We start from the raw sequence: 17,283 nt of genomic DNA on the forward strand, positions 1-17,283 counted from the left end.
GAGGTACCATATCAATGATGCGCCGCTCATTACTTACATATATTCTTTTAGTTTTCGTCTTAACATATAGCATTGAAGGGTTTGTATATTTATTAGGTGGACTTCAAGCTTTTTCAATAATTGCGAATTTAGCGATGCTACTTCCCGCCATTTCAGCAATCATCGTATGGGCGATTTATTATCGTGATAATAAGTTTTGGAAATTCTTCGGACTTAGATTAGGCAAAATAAAATATTGGTTTATATATCCGATGATGATGTTAGTGATTTTAATCATCATATATTTTATCTCTTATATCATATATCCTAATCAATTTTTAAATAGCTCAGAATTACAACACAGAATGAAAGATACTTTTATTTTAATACCTGGCGTACCTGCATTCATTAGTTTATTAATACCATTAGCACTTAATTTAACAGTAGGAATCGTTTTTAGTATCATCGCTTATCTTGGTGAAGAATTAGGTTGGCGTGCATTTATGTATCCTCAATTAATTAAAATAGGATTAACAAAAGGTTTAATCATAGGTGGTACTATATGGGGATTATGGCACTTACCTCTTATTTTGATGGGTCATAATTATCCTAACCATCCAATTCTAGGAAATATAATGATGATATTAATGTGCATTCCACTTGGTATTATTCTTTATTATTCATATATCAAATCTGGAAATATCTTTGTCCCAGCGATAATGCACGGCATTTTAAATCAATTTTCGAGTACGATTACTACTTTCTCTATAAAAGAATCACAGTTTAATCCACTTATCTACGGATCAACTGGAATTATTGGAATAATCATTCTAAGTATCATTGCTATATTTTGTATTAAAAAAATGAGAATTCATGAAAGGGAAATATAGTTATTAATTTTTAGACTTCCCTATAGGGAGGATAGTCTTAAATTTAGAAAATATGGGTCAAGTTGCAAAATTTCTGCAAAAATAACGTATTTGTTCATAATTTTCGCTAGAATAAACAAGATTTTAACCATAAGATGGCAACGTAAAGGAGCGGATCAATTTGAAATCTAACCATGTTGGGGAACGTATACGAAACTTAAGGAAGTCTAAAAAGATGTCTCAAGAGAAGTTAGCAGAAAAGCTCAATGTTTCTCGACATTCTATTTCAAATTGGGAAAGAGAAGTGAGTTCTCCAGATATGCATTCATTATTGGAGATGACAGAACTTTTTGGCGTTTCTTTAAATCATTTGGTTAAAGGAGACGAGTTGATAGTGAATAAATATGTCTACGCAGCGTTAGCATTTTTTCTAGGTGGACTAGGTGCACATCGATTTTATAGAAAACAATATGGGAAGGCACTCTTATATTTATTATTTTGTTGGACAGGTATCCCTGGTGTAATAGGAATGGTAGAAGGTATCGTTGCATTTATAAAAACTGCAGATGCTCAAGGGAATATTTAAGAAACATAGGCGATTGATATTGAAGTATGTACTTTGATATCAATCGCCCTCTTTTTAATGAAAAAATACACTTATAGTATTGGGAGGACTATAAGTGTATTCACGACCATATTAGTATCATGGGAAATACTAATAATGAGTGTTGATACAATGTTCGAATACATTGTATTGTTAGGGTTATTTAGTGATTGATACGTGTACTCATCATTTAAAGGAGTGTGATTCGTACAAATCTGTTTGAAAAGAAAAGAGCATATTTTACATTAGATTTTCTAATGCCTAATACTAAAATGGATACGCTATTAATGTATCCATTTATTTTTTACCCATTTAAATTTAATTAAAACTCTTTTTCGCGGACAGAAAAATTAAAAAATTTATCTTTTTTAAAGATAGTTCAAAAATAATATTTAATTTAATATAATGTAAATCAATCCCATAATCATTGTGATACTCGCAGAAGCATTATTAAGCGTATGAACGAGAATACTATCTTTCAGACTGCCACGACGTTTGTAGGCCATATACATGCCTGCCCCCATCAAGACATACATTAAGAACGCAATAAGGTTTCCGGCACTATGATTAGCTGAGAAGATAACAGATGATAATATAAGCGGAAGTATGAAAGAACCCTTTTTAAAGATAGTTTCTTTGAAAATACCACGAAAAGTATGTTCTTCCACATAAGGTGCCACAAAAGTAATTGCGACAAAGAACACAATCAAACCAATAATGATAGAAGGGGTTAATGTATGGATGCGTTCCAAATTCTTCATGATTGCCTGGTCATTCGCAGATTGTGATTGACCATATATCACACCCATTAAAACAGATAATCCGATGGCAATTATTCTTAATACAATAAACCAAATAATATCTATTCCCACATCTTTTGGTTTCAATTTCTGATGAAAGTCCTCATAGGTATGACGACGATAATAAGTTCTAACAGCCCAAATGACAAACGCAGACAATATGATAAAACCAATAGCGAGACCAATGACTAAACCTAAATTCTCTTGCGTAACCGCAATGCCTAAAGTTGACATAGCTAAAATGGCAGGTGTTTGTACAAAAATCATAAAAAATATAAAAATTAAAACATTTAAAATGCGATTGCCTTTTGGATCAATCGCCTTGTCGTTTTGATCATTTAAAGTTTCATCATGAGCTACATCATGAGATTGTTCCATATTATGTGAAGCAGTGTGTTCCAAAATATTAACCAACTTTCTATGTATAACGTTAACTATGAACTCAAATCATATTCATAACGTTTATCATATCACAGATATATTAATACCAAGGTAATACAAAAGTTTTAAATATAACATTATATAGATAATTAGATAGTTTAAATATATGAAAATTTGTAGAAGTATAAATACATAGAGGATAAAAAGTGGACATTATAATTAAAACAATTTATTGATTAATGAAACTAAGCGTTCACACACTCAGGTAAGTAGCTCTAAAGATGGATAATAAATGACGTTGCGCGTGGGGCCCCAGCAAAGAGATTTTCAACATGAAAATCTACAAGCAAAGCAAGCTGGGGTTGAGGAACTTAAGTGTTCACACACTTAAGTAAGTAGTTCTAAGATAGATAACGAAACGTAGTTGAGTGACGCCTGAGGGAACAGGATGAGTGTCGAGACCGAGGCTCGACCCAGCCCCCTAGGCAAGCATCTCAACTTAAGTGAGTGATTATCTATCTTAGAACTACTATAGAAACAGTACCCCAGGAGCGCAAAGTAGCTTATGCGAAATAATTCGATCAATCAGTATCTAATAAATAATTACTACATGTTAAAAGACTAAAAAGTACAAATAAAGGTTAAAAAATAATTTTAAAGAATAGTTACTTTATTGTTTATGTTAATTCATCTTTTGTGTAATAATAAAACCATAGAAATCTAAGGTGTCATTTTTATTGTAACGCTAAAATAAATATAAAGATTCAAATATCGTGTAATTGTAAATATTTTGTCAATTACACATAAATAATTTATAAAGATATTTGAAAAGTGTTGTATTATATTTTGCAATCGCTTACAATAAATGTGAAATAAATCACAAAGGAGTTGTACAAGATGCAAAATTTAAGAAACAGAAGTTTTTTAACATTATTGGACTTTTCACAAAAAGAAGTTGAGTTTTTACTAAATCTATCTGAGGACTTAAAACGAGCGAAATATGCTGGCATAGAACAACAAAAACTTAAAGGTAAAAACATCGCTTTAATTTTTGAAAAAGACTCTACACGTACACGTTGCGCATTTGAAACAGCAGCATACGATCAAGGCGCTCACGTGACATATCTTGGACCAACTGGAAGTCAAATGGGTAAAAAAGAATCTGCTAAAGATACAGCTCGCGTATTAGGTGGTATGTATGATGGAATCGAATACCGTGGCTTCTCACAACGTACTGTTGAAGAATTAGCTAAATATTCAGGCGTGCCTGTGTGGAACGGCTTAACAGATGAAGATCATCCTACTCAAGTACTTGCTGACTTTTTAACAGCTAAAGAAGTCTTGAAAAAACCTTACCACGAAATCAATTTCACATATGTTGGCGACGGTCGTAACAACGTAGCAAACGCATTAATGCAAGGTGCTGCAATTATGGGAATGACATTCCACTTAGTATGTCCTAAAGAATTAAATCCAACTGACGACTTATTAAAACGTTGCAAAGACATCGCAGCTAAAAACGGTGGCGAAATCTTAGTAACTGACGATATCGATGAAGGTGTTAAAGGTTCAGACGTTATCTACACAGACGTATGGGTATCAATGGGTGAACCTGATGAAGTTTGGGAAAAACGTATTAAATTATTAGAACCATATCGTGTAACTAAAGAAATGATGGAAAAAACTGGTAACCCACGTACTATCTTCGAACATTGCTTACCATCATTCCATGATACAGAAACTAAAATTGGTAAAGAAATTCAAGAAAAATATGGCTTAACTGAAATGGAAGTTGCTGACGAAGTCTTTGAAAGTGAACAATCTGTTGTCTTCCAAGAAGCAGAAAACAGAGCACACACTATTAAAGCTGTGATGGTTGCAACTTTAGGAGAATAATCGAAGGGGGACCAACCTATGTCTAAAATCGTAGTGGCTTTAGGTGGTAACGCTTTAGGACAATCACCTGAAGAGCAATTAGAATTAGTTAAAGGGACAGCTAAATCATTAGTTAGCTTAATCAATAAAGGTTACGAAGTCGTAATCAGTCATGGTAACGGACCACAAGTAGGTAGTATTAATTTAGGTTTAAATTATGCTGCTGAAAATGGTCAAGGCCCAGCATTCCCATTCCCTGAATGTGGTGCAATGAGCCAAGCTTATATTGGTTATCAACTACAAGAAAGTCTATTGAATGAACTTCATTCATTAGGCATTGATAAACAAGTTGTAACAGTCGTAACACAAGTAGAAGTAGCTGGGGATGACCCAGCATTCAAAAATCCAACAAAACCAATTGGCTTATTCTACACGAAAGAACAAGCGGATAAAACAATCCAAGAAAAAGGTTATCAATTTGTAGAGGATTCAGGACGTGGATATCGTCGTGTAGTTCCATCTCCAATGCCAATTAATATTGTTGAATTAGAAAGTATTGAAACATTGATTAAACATCAAACATTAGTTATCGCAGCTGGTGGTGGCGGTATCCCAGTTGTTAAAGAACAAGGTAACTATAAAGGCGTCGATGCCGTTATCGATAAAGATAAAACAAGCGCATTATTAGCCGCTCACTTAAAATCAGATCAATTGATTATTTTAACGGCCGTAGACTATGTCTATATTAATTATGGCAAAGATAATCAAGAAGGTCTTGGAGAAGTAACAGTTGCTGACATGGAAAAACATATTGCTGATGGTCAATTTGCGAAAGGTAGTATGTTACCTAAAGTTGAAGCAGCATTACAATTCATCGAGAAAAATCCAGAAGGCAGTGTATTAATTACATCTTTAGCAGATTTAGGTGATGCTTTAGATGGTAAGATTGGTACATTGATTAAAAAATAGTTTTAATGTGGTTTACTTTTGACATGGTTATTAAATAACACTCATTATATTTTAATAAATTAAGTAGTGCCTGAGTTTGATGTATGTGATTTACATACTTAAGCTCAGGCTTTTTAAATTTTTGAAAATGTAGAAATATAAAAAAGCCTATGATTGATTGTAAAAGGCTCAACCATAGGCTTAAAATAATAAATTTTATATCATTTTATAAATCCATTTTCAAATATGTCTATCATTATAATCAACTCAATATAAATGCTACAAATTCTTCTACGCTAAGATTGCTAAAGTAATATGTCAAATCAATGTCGTTCAGACGTTCAATTAAATCAGCTTTGACCACGCGTGTACCAATCAAATGGTCTTCCACATCGTGAATGTCACCTTGGCCAAAGAAATCGCCATAAATACGACAAGCGGCAATACGGTTATGTTCAATAGAAAGGGAAATATCAATTGTGCCACAATTAAAACGGTCATTTCGGTTATATTCATATCGTGGTGAACGACCATAGTTCCATTCCCAGTTATTATACTTTTCAGCGACTAATTGATCGATGCCAGCCCAATCTTCGTCGGTTAATTCATAGCGTTTGGCCTCTTTAATGTCATCGATTCCCATAATTTGAGTAATAATTAAATCTTTAAATTGATCAATTGTAATATCTTGGTATTTAGGATCTAATGCATCACGGATTTGACCGACGCGAGCGCGTACGGATTTAATACCTTTAGATTCAATCTTCTTACGGTTGGGTTTCAATACGTTGACCATGGCATCGTAATCGACATCTAATAATAATGAATAACCACCATAAATACGATTATTTAATAATGTCATCGCAGCACCTGAAATTTTCTTGTCATTTAAAGCAAGGTCATTACGACCACTTTGAATAACGTCAGTAGCGCCCAAATTGTGTAACGCATGAATGGCAGGGCGATAGAAACGTTGGAAGTCACCATAAATAGAAGTATCTTGTTCTAGAATACAACATACATTGACGGCACCGTCATCTACGTATACCGCACCACCGCCTGTATCACGACGCACCACTTTAATATTATTGTCGTCTACATAATCTTGATTGATTTCGACTGCTGTGTTCTGAAAACGACCGATTTCTACTTTAGGCTTGCAGTAGTATGGGAGTAAGATATCTTCGTCTAAAAAGATATGATTATTGATATAGACTTGCATTGCTAAGTTAACGGCGCCATCATCGATATATTTACCATTACGGATAGGTTCTATTAAGTACATGTTCTCGTCTCCTAAGTTGTTAATTGTCTTTGTGCATGAATCATTAATGATGCAATATCGTCAGTTAGATGAATGGTTCTATCTTGAATAGACTTCGGTATGCGATAGGCTTTCTTATTTAATGTCATAAAGATTGCTTCTTTATTGTGGCGAGTCATACGTTGGAAAGGATGTTTCACAAATTGTGGTGTTGTGTAACCAATACCAATTTCTAAGTACAATACTTTGCCATCTTTATGTGATTCAAGAAAATCATTATAACGTGCTAATTGGGCCTGGAAATCTGCATCTTCAACCATACCAACTTGTGCCTTACGTTTATTAATTTCCATTGGGGCATCACATTTTGGACAATGCGGAATCAACTCATATGGAATCTTCATATCTTCTTGTCGAGCTACCATTTCACGAATAGCGTCATCGTCACGATAGGTTTGAGCATGACAGTGTTGGCTGCATTGCCAAAGAATGTATTCACCTTGAATATGAAATACTTTATTCATATCATAATCCGCGACTGCAAAAGCATTGTCAGCATTGGTCGTAATGATATGGTAGTCTTTATCTTTCAATATGTTTTTAAGTGCAACATACGAAGGACCTACAGGTTGGTCGAGATAATTTAACTTTACAAAGCGGCTTTCGAAAGCCCAATATTCTTGCCAACTTTCAAACGGATGCAAACTCGCTTGCAACATATCAAAGAAGTTATATTTCTCGATAAAGTCCGGAAAATTCTGTGTGAAGCGGTCACCAATATATGTGAAGCCATCTGAGGCAGACATGCCTGCACCTATACCCACCACAATCGCATCGGCTTCGTCCATCGCTTGTGCTAATATATCGCTTTGATCAACATGCTCTTGATGTGCTAAAGCAAGGGCAGTCCAAGTTGAATTATCTGTTGTAGTCATCAAAGGCCTCCTTATATAATGCTAAATCTTGGTCAGTAAAGACGTTAAAAATGACTTGAATGTTGGAGCCAGTTTCATGAATATAATCGAGCGTAGTCTCAATTGCGATACGACTGGCTTCATCTTGTGGAAAGCCAAAGACGCCGGTTGAAATACAACAAAAAGCGATGTGTTGTAAATCATGCGCATCGGCAAGCGCTAAACAACTACGATAACAACGTGCTAATAAGTCTTTATTCATTTGTGATACAGGTTGTTTACGAATTTGCGGACCAACTGTATGAATGACATATTTCGCAGGCAAGTTATAACCCGATGTTATTTTGGCTTTCCCCACACCTTCTTTACGACCTTGTTGTTCAATGATATCGGCACAAGCTAAGCGTAATTGCACGCCAGCTTTGGTATGAATGATATTATCAATACAATCATGATTTGCTTGCATACAGCCTAAGAAACGACTATTGGCTGCGTTGACAATGCCATCTACCGCTAGTGTAGTAATATCGCCTTGCCATAGATAAAGTTGGTTACCTAAGACAGGTGATAAATCCTCAATATGTGTGATGTCTTGTTGACTATTCAATGTAGATAAATATGCATTTTGTACTTCTAAAAATGCCGCACTCACAGGTTTAGGTGGACGCACATTTGCTAAGCCACGATAAAGGTCCCATTCTCCCTCGGCAGTGTCAGGGTAGTCTAATGGTTTGTGTTTATGTGCTTCATTCCACATAGCTCGAATTAAATAAGTGAGGCGTTCTTCTTGCGTATTTGTCATCTATTCATCATCCGGTTCTGGTAACGCGTTGTATGCATCTTCATCTACATTTTCTAATTTAACTAGCCAGTTTTCTTCTGGTTTTTCAGAATTTAAAATTGAAGGCGTATCTTCGGCTTTCGTATTACGTTCTACAATTTTACCTGCAAGTGGTGATTGGACATCTAATACGGTCTTAGAAGCTTCGATACTCACGATTTCATCATTCACATTGACATCGTCTCCGCCCATAAATTCTACATAACCAACTGTACCTACGTCATCTTGTAATTCAGGTGTCATGCGATAAATATATTGGTTTCCTTCCTTTTCAACATATAAATAATTAGCTAATTTAGCCATTAATTATCATTCCTTTCTCTATTTATAAATACGCGTGTGCTAATCGTTCAATTGTACGACATCGTTGGTCAATGCCCGGTAACAATGGTACGACTAAGACTTCATCTGCCTCGAAAGCTTGAATCATTGCATCTAAACGTGGTTTCACTTGATCGATTGTGCCAGCTAAGATACGTGCACGATGCTGTTCAATCACGCGCTTATCACGATCAGTTAATGCATAGGCTTGTGCCGTCTCACCGGATGGGAAACGATCAAACTCTGCAAACTGACGCTTACCTAACAACCACACGTCCAACGCATCTAGCAATTGATGCGCCTCTTCTTCCGTATCTGTGACAATCGCAAACGTGGTTAACATGACTTTAGGTGCCATATTTAATCCCGTTCTTTGAAAATGTTCGCGATATACTGCAACGCTCGTCTTGGCAGCATCTATTTTATCCTGGCTAGGTAGTAAAAACGTACCCAACGTGTACCCCATACCTTGCGATGCGGCAAGCTTGGCTGAACGTTGACTCGTACTTAAGAGCCACATTTCCGGATGGCGAGTGAGTTGCGGTTGCGCAATAACCTTACCAACACGTTGTTCCTCTATTGGACTACTTAAATAATGACGGATATCTTCAATGCTTTGCGCGTAGTCTAGATAATCACGTTTATCTTCATCCATCGCACGTTTCACTATGGCTGTGCCTGGGTTATTACCAATACCTAAATCAACGCGACCCGGATAAAGTGCCTCTAACATTTTGAAATGCTCAGCGACATTAAATGGACTATAGTGAGGCAACATTACACCACCAGAACCTAGCTTAATACGAGTAGTTTGTCCTAACAAATACATCATTAAGAGTTCAGGACTACTGCCGGCAAATGCCGGAACATCATGATGCTCTGTTAACCAGAACCGTTTATATCCAAGGTCATCAGCAAGCTTTGCGAGGCGTGTCGTATCTTGCAGTGCCTGTTGTGCATCTTTGCCTTCATCAATCATGGCATAATCTAATATACTGAAATCCACTTGATGCTCATCTCCAACGATAATTTGTTTATTCCCTAATTATAATACCCACCACTATTTTAACGTGTTTGACAGAATTTTGGTTAATTTTGATTTATACGACACAGAAATGTTCTAGCTTACGTTATTCTATTTCTGAAAAGCGTCTGAACTGTTCACAAACAAGTCGATTGAGTATTGTTATAAGGCATGTTACTTTGAAACTAATACTAAACGAATGAAAGAAGATGTCGCAAAATGTCAAAATATGCACCATTGCTTAAACCCATTACGTTACCCAATGGCATTGAGTTAGCCAATCGCTTTGTCTTATCGCCTATGACGACCAATTCGTCGACGAAAGAAGGACATATCTCAGATGAAGACTTACGCTATGCTGAACGTCGAGCAGCTTCAGCACCATTACAAGTGACTGGCGCGGCGTATATTGAACCGTATGGCCAATTATTCGAATATGGATTTAACATTTCTGATGATGCCTGTATTCCAGGTTTGAGAAAAGTGGCGCAAGCGATGAAGCAAGATGGCAAAAAAGCGATTATTCAACTCGCGCATGCGGGCAGATTCTCAAATACTGCGATTATGAAGTATGGGGAAGTCTATGGGCCAAGTCCGATGACCTTACATTCACCTATTAAACATGACGTTTTAGAAATGTCAGTAGATAAGATTCATGAAGTCATTCAACAATACGCTGAGGCGACATCACGTGCGATTCAAGCGGGATTTGATGGTGTAGAAATTTCAGTGGCACAACGTTTACTGATTCAAACCTTTTTCTCTACGTTTTCAAATAAACGACATGATCAATATGGCGTGGATTCGTTAGAGAACAGAGCACGCTTTGGTTTAGAAGTCATGCAAGCAGTACAGAAAGTCATCGATGAGGAAGCACCTAGTGATTTCATTTTCGGATATCGAGCGACACCTGAGGAAACTAGAGGTAGTGATTTAGGTTATACCGTTGATGAATTTAACCAACATTTGGATTGGGTCATGGAAGTCGCACATATTCATTATCTGGCTATCGCAAGTTGGGGACGCAATATTTATCGGAATAAGTCACGCACGCCGGGAGATAATTACGGACGTCGGGTGAATCAAGTCGTATATGATTATTTAAATGGACGCGTACCTTTAATTGCGAGTGGTGGTATTAATTCACCTGAAACAGCACTAGATGCTTTAAGTAACGCTGATATGGTTGGCATGTCTTCACCATTTGTCACAGAACCTGATTTCGTGCATAAACTGGCTGAAGGTCGAGAAGAAGATATTGATTTGCATGTACAACCAGACGAACTTGATGAACTGGCTATCCCACATGCTGCCTTTAAAGATATTGTGCAAATGATGGATTACGGTGAGGGTTTGCAGAAGAAAACACGTGATGAATTACGTAAATTAGAGAAAAATTATGATGAAGAATAGGGAGCAAGGTAGAAATCTAAGATGTTAAAAGATTTCGTTGCCTTACCCCGGCAAGGATGACTAGGTTTGAAAAAAGCTTGATTTAAGCGCATTTTCAAATCAGTCAGCTACTGCCAAAATGATATATGGGGCTGAGACATTTATTTTGTCCCAGCCCTTTGTTTTGTTTAATTTTCCGCTAAATATTTAATTCATGTTCGTTTTAATGTAAACTTAATTTTATAAAAAGTTTACATTAAGAATTGCCACGGGATATTTTTAAAAGGTAAGGGGTTTAACAACATGAGATTAAATTTAGCAGAACGTATTTTAAATCAAGACGTTTTAAGTAAAGAAGAGGCGTTAGCACTATTTGAAGATGAAACGTTAGATACATTCGAATTATTAAATGAAGCCTATATTCTTCGAAAACACTTTTTCGGCAAAAAAGTGAAATTGAATATGATACTCAATGCGAAAAGTGGAATTTGTTCAGAAGACTGTGGTTATTGCGGTCAATCAATCAAAATGAAACAAAAACAACGCTATGCATTAGTTGAACCTGACAAAATAAAAGCAGGTGCACAGGTTGCGACAGATAATCATATTGGTACGTATTGTATTGTGATGAGTGGACGCGGACCAACGAACAGAGAAGTAGACCATATTTGTGAAACGGTTCATGATATTAAGGCGTTGCATCCTCAACTTAAAATTTGTGCATGTCTAGGGTTAACGAATGAAGCACAAGCTGAGAAGTTAAAAGCAGCGGGTGTAGATCGCTATAATCATAATTTAAATACGAGTGAACGTTACCATAACGAAGTCGTGACGACACATACATATGAAGATCGTGTACGTACGGTTGAAATCATGAAAGCGAATCATATCTCACCATGTTCTGGTGTGATATGTGGGATGGGGGAAACGAATGAGGACATTATTGATATGGCATTTGCGCTAAAAGCCATTGACGCTGATAGTATTCCGATTAATTTCTTACATCCAATCAAAGGGACAAAATTTGGCGGACTCGATTTGTTATCACCGATGAAATGTTTAAGAATTATCGCGATGTTTCGACTCATCAATCCATCTAAAGAAATACGTATTGCAGGTGGACGTGAAGTTAATTTGCGTTCATTGCAAGCCATTGCATTAAAAACAGCCAATTCCATCTTTGTAGGTGATTATCTGATTACAGGTGGACAACCGAACGAACTCGACTATCAAATGATTGAAGATTTAGGGTTTGAGATTGATGGGTAAAACAAAATAACATTCGTTTTGAAAGGTGATTTGATATGTTACAAGATAAAGAAAGTACGAAATTACTCTATCAAGCGATTAGCGAATTAGCAGAACAGATGGGCCAAAATCAAATGGATACGAAATCGGTAAGCCTAATCTTCTTAGATATGGATTTAGAACACGAGGTCTTTGAGAGGGTCTTTATTAACTTTTTAAAATATATTGCCCATAAAAAGGCTGAAGACATCCAATATAATGACTTAATAAGATTAATTGATGACGCTTTGCCTGAAGATAGAGAATTATATCCATTGATTAAGAACCAAATCATTATTGGTTTCGCAAATAATTATCTTCCAGAACTTAAGCCAATTGCCAGTGATATACAAAATGAAATGGGTACCAGTATTAATCCTGAATTAGATATTTAAGATGAATTTTTACGAAACTGAGAGCATAATGGTTCAAGTTTTGAAATCGCATTTATATGAGTATCTAAATTTGATAGCATGAAAAAGAATAATTATTGAAAAGGATGAAAATGACATGTCATCAAAACGAGCATCATTTGGAGATAAACGTTGGCATAATATTTTACTAATACTAGTTGGTATTTTATCTTTCTGCATTTTTCATTTTGTAATAGGTGTTAACGTTGCGTATGCATTATTGTTTCTATATGGTCCACTTACCATAGGAATCGTTAATTTAGGCAAAATTAAAGAAAAAGAAAAATTGGATAATTGAAATCACGCATTAACGTATAACACACGCAATATTTACCGTAATGGCAGTCATTGCGTGTGTTATTAATTGTATTACTTTTTTAATGAAATATTAGAGACGCGAATTATATTAAGCTTGTGCGTTTCCGCCTTCACCTTGTAGTTGATATGCTTTTGATAAGCGTTCAAGTTCGTTTAATTCATCTTGTGTAAATATAATGTCACTTGCTTTCGCATTTTCCTCTAAATAATGAACATGTTTCGTACCTGGAATGGGTACAACACCTTGTTGAATAATCCAAGCTAATGATAATTGTGCGATAGAAACATTTTTCTGAGAAGCTAGATCGTTCAATTGATTCACAACTTCGACGTTGTGATTATACACATCGGCTTGATAACGTTGTAGATGATTACGCGCATCGTTTTGTGCGAATGATTGGTCTTTCTCCAATTTACCACTAATTAAGCCACGGCTAAGTGGAGAATAAGAAACAGGTGTGATGCCAAGTTCTTTAGCTAGAGGGAAGACGTCTTCATCTGCGGTTCTAGTCCAAATGTTATATTCTAATTGTAAAGCTGAAATAGGATGTGTATCGTGTGCACGACGTAATAATTCTGGTGTCACGCCATTGGATAAGCCAATGGCTCTAATTTTACCAGCTTCAACTAATTCAGACATTGCACCAATTGATTCTTCAATCGGTACTTCAGGATCGAGATGATGGATGTAGTATAAATCAACATAATCTGTATTTAAACGTTGTAAGGATTTATCAATTGCTTGTTTGATGTATTTCGGGTCGTTGGATACCCCTGCAAAGTTCTCTAAGAAACCTACTTTCGTTGCTAAGGTTACATCTTTTCTATCTTTACCTAAGGCTTTACCAACGAGTGTTTCATTTTGACCATTACCATAAGCGTCCGCAGTATCGAAGAACGTAATGCCAAGTTCTTTGGCACGTTGAATTACTGCCATACTATCTTTGTCGTTTGTATCACCATAAATATCTGGCGTAAATACCATGCCACCTACACCAATGTTAGATATATTTAAATCTGTATTGCCTAAAGTCGTATATTTCATGAACTCACTCCTATAATCGAATTACTAGGAAGTATACCCATTCATTTATCTTTCTAACATTTTTTGAAAATGGGTATGATGTTTGATTTGGTAATAGCATAGTTACGGTGAAGAAAATGGAAGATATATAATCATAATAGTATCAACCTCATATATTGTCCCTATCAAATGATTAAATAAGTTTGTTGAGACGACTATTAGTAAATGTAACTTAAAAGTCTTAAACTTATAAAGATTGGGATGAAAATAATGGAAGAAAAATTTGAGAAGTTATTGTTAGAAAATACAATATTTAATAAAAAAGAATTTATGGCAAAATACAATCCATGGGCACAAGAAAGAGCTACACATCTTATTAATAATTATTTAAAGATAATGGACAAAGATAATGAATCTAATTATTATTCTGGTGATTTCAATTACAATAGTGAAAACTTTTCTTGGCTAGCGATTGAAGAGAACTTAGAAAAGAAGTATTTAAAAACAGATAATAGAAATCAATTTCCTAAAAACATACATTATGGTTTACCAAACCAAATACATGGAGATATTGATAAATCAACGATCTTCCAATGTTTACTTAATCCAAATATTGCGATTAAAGATAACAAACGTAAACCAGAAAATTTGGAAGATTTCTTTGGAAAATTTGAAAGCATAGATACTGGGGATTTAAGTGCAAAATTTGTGAATTTTTCAGATAAGGATAAAATTGGAAAACATATTGTGGATACCAAAAGCTCGATGCTAAGTAAAGAATTATTAGAGTTAATTAAAGTAAATGAAATTAAATTCAAAGAAATAATGAGTGGCGTAAAGAAATTAACAAATAGTTTTTATTATCTAGGAGAGTATTTTTATCCTTTATTAACAAGTGATAATGAGAATAATAAAATTTTTCAGAAGCTAAAAAAAGAGCTAGGTAAAGAAGAAAATTATGAAGTAGTAAAAGAAAATGCTAAAAAATTAAAGACGTGTAATCTTGAAGTTTTTCCATTTCGTTCTAAAGAACCTAAGTTAGGTTTTGGAAGTAATAACTTTGGTAGAGATTTAGTTGAAACAGAAGCAAATACGGTATTATTAGGCGCTCGTATTATTTTGAGAAGAATAGCATTATATCTTCAAGATGATTTAAGTAATAATGTCCAACCCATATTTATATTTAGAAGATATGATTTAGTATGGAAAAATCTTATTATGACAGTATTAAAAAATGATTATAAAGTTAATAATGAAGATGCTAAAGAAATGTTAAAAGAAATGGAAGATGAATATTTTTACTTTTTTACAAATAGAAGTGATAAAGGGCGTTCATCAGGTAAAATATCAAAAGGTAATTTGAAAAAAAGTGATAATAGCTTAAGTGAATGTCAAAGAAGTTTGAAAGAAGACGAGTTTTTAGATTTAAAAATTAAACATGGCACACTTATTTTGGAGAATAATGAAGATTAATATAAAACCACTTATCTATCATTGTGACTAGATAAGTGGTTTTTATGATTTTATCAACGTTCGCTATGCTTACGTGCTTTATGAGCGTCGGCAGCTGCGTAACCGGCTTTACGATTTGCTTCAGAGGATTGATAACTTGCTGAAGTAGCGTAATCTCTTGCTTCTTTTGAGTATTCAGATGCCTGGTTTGCCCAATGTGCTGAAGCAGCGGAATTGGTTGCAGCTAGATTAGATGCGTATTTGGCAGCTCTTGCATCTATACTAGTTTGCGTTACTTTAGAAAGAATTTGTTGCTGTTGACCTTCCATACGTGCTTGATGTGACTCTGTTTCAAATAAATTAATGGCTTCTTTTAAACTATCAGCACGGTGATTATAAAGATAGTTGAACATTGAACTTAATGCTGTGATATGAGAATAAGCACTTGGAATGCGACTATAAACACCAGAGGTATTTAACGTTTGATTAACTTCAGTAATGATATTTTTATTGTCACGTATATGTTGTAATGCATTTTGAGCTTCAGGTTGTGCGTGAATCTCTTGTTGTGCATTGCTATAGCGATTTGAGTTTATAAAATTTTTACTTGGCTTTTTAACTTTTTTATTTTGGGTGAACCAAGCAATCAAAATAAAAATACCTATACAAAATAAACTAACTGAATGAAATAATAAAATGGATAAAATCATGACAGCAAGACCTGGTAAAAGTAAAAACAACATATTTTTTCTTTTAATATGATTTAATATCATGTTGTGAATTTTTTTGTTCTCCTTATTAATAGTTTGATTGCAAGTCTGTATTTGATTATGACCTTTTATCATTAGTGCGATGTCAGACATGAGTTGTTCTTTAGTATTGTCCATAGGTAACGCTCCTTAATTTATTTTAAAGTTGAAAATTGAAGTAGTGTGAAAAGAAGCGAGATGATCCAATCTTTAATAAATTGAAATTCTATCTCGCAATCATTTCACACCTTTAGTTAAACTTCATTTCGTAAATAGATCATTTGTAATTTAATGAGTTCAGTTGTGAATTGATTGAGTAACGTCGTCGGTGAAATGAGTCGTAATGATCTTCGATAATTGAAACACAACTCAATTGCTTCCTTAGTATTGATCTCAATCTCGATAGTGTAAGACTTAGATGTACGTTGTAAGACTTTCATTTCATAATGATGCTTAAGCTTTTGATATAAATGAGTCGTAACTTCATAAGTGACTTTAGTAGTCTGAAGTGCTGTTCCCATATTTTTATGGCTACTTTTAATAAAATAACTGTTTTTATGTTGGTCAAATGTAATTTCTTCTGCAATATCTGAATTAAGGTTCACTTCATATAGATAATGTCGAATATTTTCAATATCTCTTTGAATGGTTCTTGGGTTTACGCCAAATTGTTTAGCTAAATTGGCTTTATTAACTGTCTGTTTTTTCAATAATTTGGAATAGATATTTAATACTCTGAATGCCTGTTCCATTCGCAATTCTTCCCTTCACGAAACCTATAATTATTATAAAAAATGACCCTAGACAATATGGGTCATTTAGTTAAAA

Annotated in this window: 18 protein-coding genes; 9 read left to right on the forward strand and 9 right to left on the reverse strand. The window is 34.7% G+C overall.

Annotated features, from left to right (window positions below; translation table 11 throughout):
• Positions 1-14 precede the first annotated feature (14 nt).
• The gene (locus HYI43_01010) at positions 15-869 is read left to right on the forward strand and encodes a CPBP family intramembrane metalloprotease (protein UDI77199.1); all 855 of its coding nucleotides are present in this window, start codon (positions 15-17) and stop codon (positions 867-869) included.
• 160 nt (positions 870-1,029) lie between these two features.
• Positions 1,030-1,434: an NINE protein gene (locus HYI43_01015; protein ID UDI77200.1), complete on the forward strand. Its 405-nt coding sequence runs from the start codon at positions 1,030-1,032 to the stop codon at positions 1,432-1,434.
• A 410-nt stretch (positions 1,435-1,844) separates the two neighbouring features.
• On the opposite strand, the gene HYI43_01020 is transcribed toward HYI43_01015, so the two are convergent.
• Entirely contained in the window at positions 1,845-2,666 is an 822-nt protein-coding gene (locus HYI43_01020) for a CPBP family intramembrane metalloprotease (protein ID UDI77201.1), read from the reverse strand.
• Between the two features lie 864 nt (positions 2,667-3,530).
• On the opposite strand from HYI43_01020, the gene argF reads away from it, so the two are divergent.
• Entirely contained in the window at positions 3,531-4,529 is a 999-nt protein-coding gene (gene argF, locus HYI43_01025; protein UDI77202.1) for an ornithine carbamoyltransferase, read from the forward strand.
• A gap of 18 nt (positions 4,530-4,547) precedes the next feature.
• Positions 4,548-5,477, forward strand: a complete 930-nt coding sequence (gene arcC, locus HYI43_01030) for a carbamate kinase (protein ID UDI77203.1) — start codon at positions 4,548-4,550, stop codon at positions 5,475-5,477.
• 241 nt (positions 5,478-5,718) lie between these two features.
• Here the strand turns inward: arcC and HYI43_01035 are convergent, their stop codons facing one another.
• From HYI43_01035 to HYI43_01055, 5 genes are read right to left on the reverse strand one after another with little or no spacing between them, the layout of a single operon-like run.
• Entirely contained in the window at positions 5,719-6,741 is a 1,023-nt protein-coding gene (locus tag HYI43_01035) for a lipoate--protein ligase (GenBank protein ID UDI77204.1), read from the reverse strand.
• Between the two features lie 11 nt (positions 6,742-6,752).
• Positions 6,753-7,655: an NAD-dependent deacetylase gene (locus HYI43_01040; protein UDI77205.1), complete on the reverse strand. Its 903-nt coding sequence runs from the start codon at positions 7,653-7,655 to the stop codon at positions 6,753-6,755.
• A complete protein-coding gene (locus HYI43_01045) occupies positions 7,639-8,436 on the reverse strand; it encodes a protein-ADP-ribose hydrolase (GenBank protein ID UDI77206.1) in 798 nt (265 codons plus the stop codon). Before HYI43_01045 ends, HYI43_01040 begins: the two co-directional genes overlap by 17 nt.
• On the reverse strand, positions 8,437-8,778 hold the full coding sequence (locus HYI43_01050) for a glycine cleavage system protein H (GenBank protein ID UDI77207.1): 342 nt from the start codon (positions 8,776-8,778) through the stop codon (positions 8,437-8,439).
• Between the two features lie 22 nt (positions 8,779-8,800).
• Positions 8,801-9,802, reverse strand: coding sequence for an LLM class flavin-dependent oxidoreductase (locus HYI43_01055; protein ID UDI77208.1), 1,002 nt, complete (start codon positions 9,800-9,802; stop codon positions 8,801-8,803).
• Between the two features lie 237 nt (positions 9,803-10,039).
• Between HYI43_01055 and HYI43_01060 the strand changes: the two genes are divergently transcribed.
• From HYI43_01060 to HYI43_01075, 4 genes are all read left to right on the forward strand, one after another.
• Entirely contained in the window at positions 10,040-11,233 is a 1,194-nt protein-coding gene (locus HYI43_01060) for an NADH-dependent flavin oxidoreductase (protein UDI77209.1), read from the forward strand.
• Between the two features lie 282 nt (positions 11,234-11,515).
• Positions 11,516-12,481: a biotin synthase BioB gene (gene bioB / locus HYI43_01065; GenBank protein UDI77210.1), complete on the forward strand. Its 966-nt coding sequence runs from the start codon at positions 11,516-11,518 to the stop codon at positions 12,479-12,481.
• A 35-nt stretch (positions 12,482-12,516) separates the two neighbouring features.
• Positions 12,517-12,894 carry a hypothetical protein gene (locus HYI43_01070; protein ID UDI77211.1) on the forward strand — a complete coding sequence of 126 codons (378 nt, stop codon included), beginning with the start codon at positions 12,517-12,519 and terminating at the stop codon, positions 12,892-12,894.
• A gap of 115 nt (positions 12,895-13,009) precedes the next feature.
• Positions 13,010-13,210 carry a hypothetical protein gene (locus HYI43_01075; protein ID UDI77212.1) on the forward strand — a complete coding sequence of 67 codons (201 nt, stop codon included), beginning with the start codon at positions 13,010-13,012 and terminating at the stop codon, positions 13,208-13,210.
• Between the two features lie 108 nt (positions 13,211-13,318).
• Here HYI43_01075 and HYI43_01080 read toward each other — a convergent pair whose 3' ends face one another.
• Positions 13,319-14,275 (reverse strand): aldo/keto reductase, encoded by a 957-nt coding sequence (locus tag HYI43_01080; GenBank protein ID UDI77213.1) that lies wholly within the window; start codon positions 14,273-14,275, stop codon positions 13,319-13,321.
• Positions 14,276-14,524: 249 nt separating this feature from the next.
• Here HYI43_01080 and HYI43_01085 point away from each other — a divergent pair, with 249 nt between their 5' ends.
• The gene (locus HYI43_01085; protein UDI77214.1) at positions 14,525-15,727 is read left to right on the forward strand and encodes a hypothetical protein; all 1,203 of its coding nucleotides are present in this window, start codon (positions 14,525-14,527) and stop codon (positions 15,725-15,727) included.
• Between the two features lie 53 nt (positions 15,728-15,780).
• Here the strand turns inward: HYI43_01085 and HYI43_01090 are convergent, their stop codons facing one another.
• Both HYI43_01090 and HYI43_01095 read right to left on the reverse strand, forming a co-directional pair.
• A complete protein-coding gene (locus HYI43_01090; GenBank protein ID UDI77215.1) occupies positions 15,781-16,593 on the reverse strand; it encodes a hypothetical protein in 813 nt (270 codons plus the stop codon).
• Between the two features lie 116 nt (positions 16,594-16,709).
• Complete coding sequence (locus tag HYI43_01095; GenBank protein ID UDI77216.1) at positions 16,710-17,207, reverse strand: HTH domain-containing protein; 498 nt, start codon at positions 17,205-17,207, stop codon at positions 16,710-16,712.
• Positions 17,208-17,283: the final 76 nt, after the last annotated feature.

This window comes from Staphylococcus taiwanensis, assembly GCA_020544305.1.
Lineage (GTDB): Bacteria > Bacillota > Bacilli > Staphylococcales > Staphylococcaceae > Staphylococcus > Staphylococcus taiwanensis.

Coding starts and splice junctions, on each gene's coding strand:
- HYI43_01010 (UDI77199.1), top strand. CDS start 15: ATGATGCGCCGCTCATTACTTACATATATTCTTTTAGTTTTCGTCTTA.
- argF (UDI77202.1), top strand. CDS start 3,531: ATGCAAAATTTAAGAAACAGAAGTTTTTTAACATTATTGGACTTTTCA.
- arcC (UDI77203.1), top strand. CDS start 4,548: ATGTCTAAAATCGTAGTGGCTTTAGGTGGTAACGCTTTAGGACAATCA.
- HYI43_01035 (UDI77204.1), bottom strand. CDS start 6,741: ATGTACTTAATAGAACCTATCCGTAATGGTAAATATATCGATGATGGC.
- HYI43_01040 (UDI77205.1), bottom strand. CDS start 7,655: ATGACTACAACAGATAATTCAACTTGGACTGCCCTTGCTTTAGCACAT.
- HYI43_01045 (UDI77206.1), bottom strand. CDS start 8,436: ATGACAAATACGCAAGAAGAACGCCTCACTTATTTAATTCGAGCTATG.
- HYI43_01050 (UDI77207.1), bottom strand. CDS start 8,778: ATGGCTAAATTAGCTAATTATTTATATGTTGAAAAGGAAGGAAACCAA.
- HYI43_01060 (UDI77209.1), top strand. CDS start 10,040: ATGTCAAAATATGCACCATTGCTTAAACCCATTACGTTACCCAATGGC.
- bioB (UDI77210.1), top strand. CDS start 11,516: ATGAGATTAAATTTAGCAGAACGTATTTTAAATCAAGACGTTTTAAGT.
- HYI43_01070 (UDI77211.1), top strand. CDS start 12,517: ATGTTACAAGATAAAGAAAGTACGAAATTACTCTATCAAGCGATTAGC.
- HYI43_01075 (UDI77212.1), top strand. CDS start 13,010: ATGTCATCAAAACGAGCATCATTTGGAGATAAACGTTGGCATAATATT.
- HYI43_01080 (UDI77213.1), bottom strand. CDS start 14,275: ATGAAATATACGACTTTAGGCAATACAGATTTAAATATATCTAACATT.
- HYI43_01085 (UDI77214.1), top strand. CDS start 14,525: ATGGAAGAAAAATTTGAGAAGTTATTGTTAGAAAATACAATATTTAAT.
- HYI43_01090 (UDI77215.1), bottom strand. CDS start 16,593: ATGGACAATACTAAAGAACAACTCATGTCTGACATCGCACTAATGATA.
- HYI43_01095 (UDI77216.1), bottom strand. CDS start 17,207: ATGGAACAGGCATTCAGAGTATTAAATATCTATTCCAAATTATTGAAA.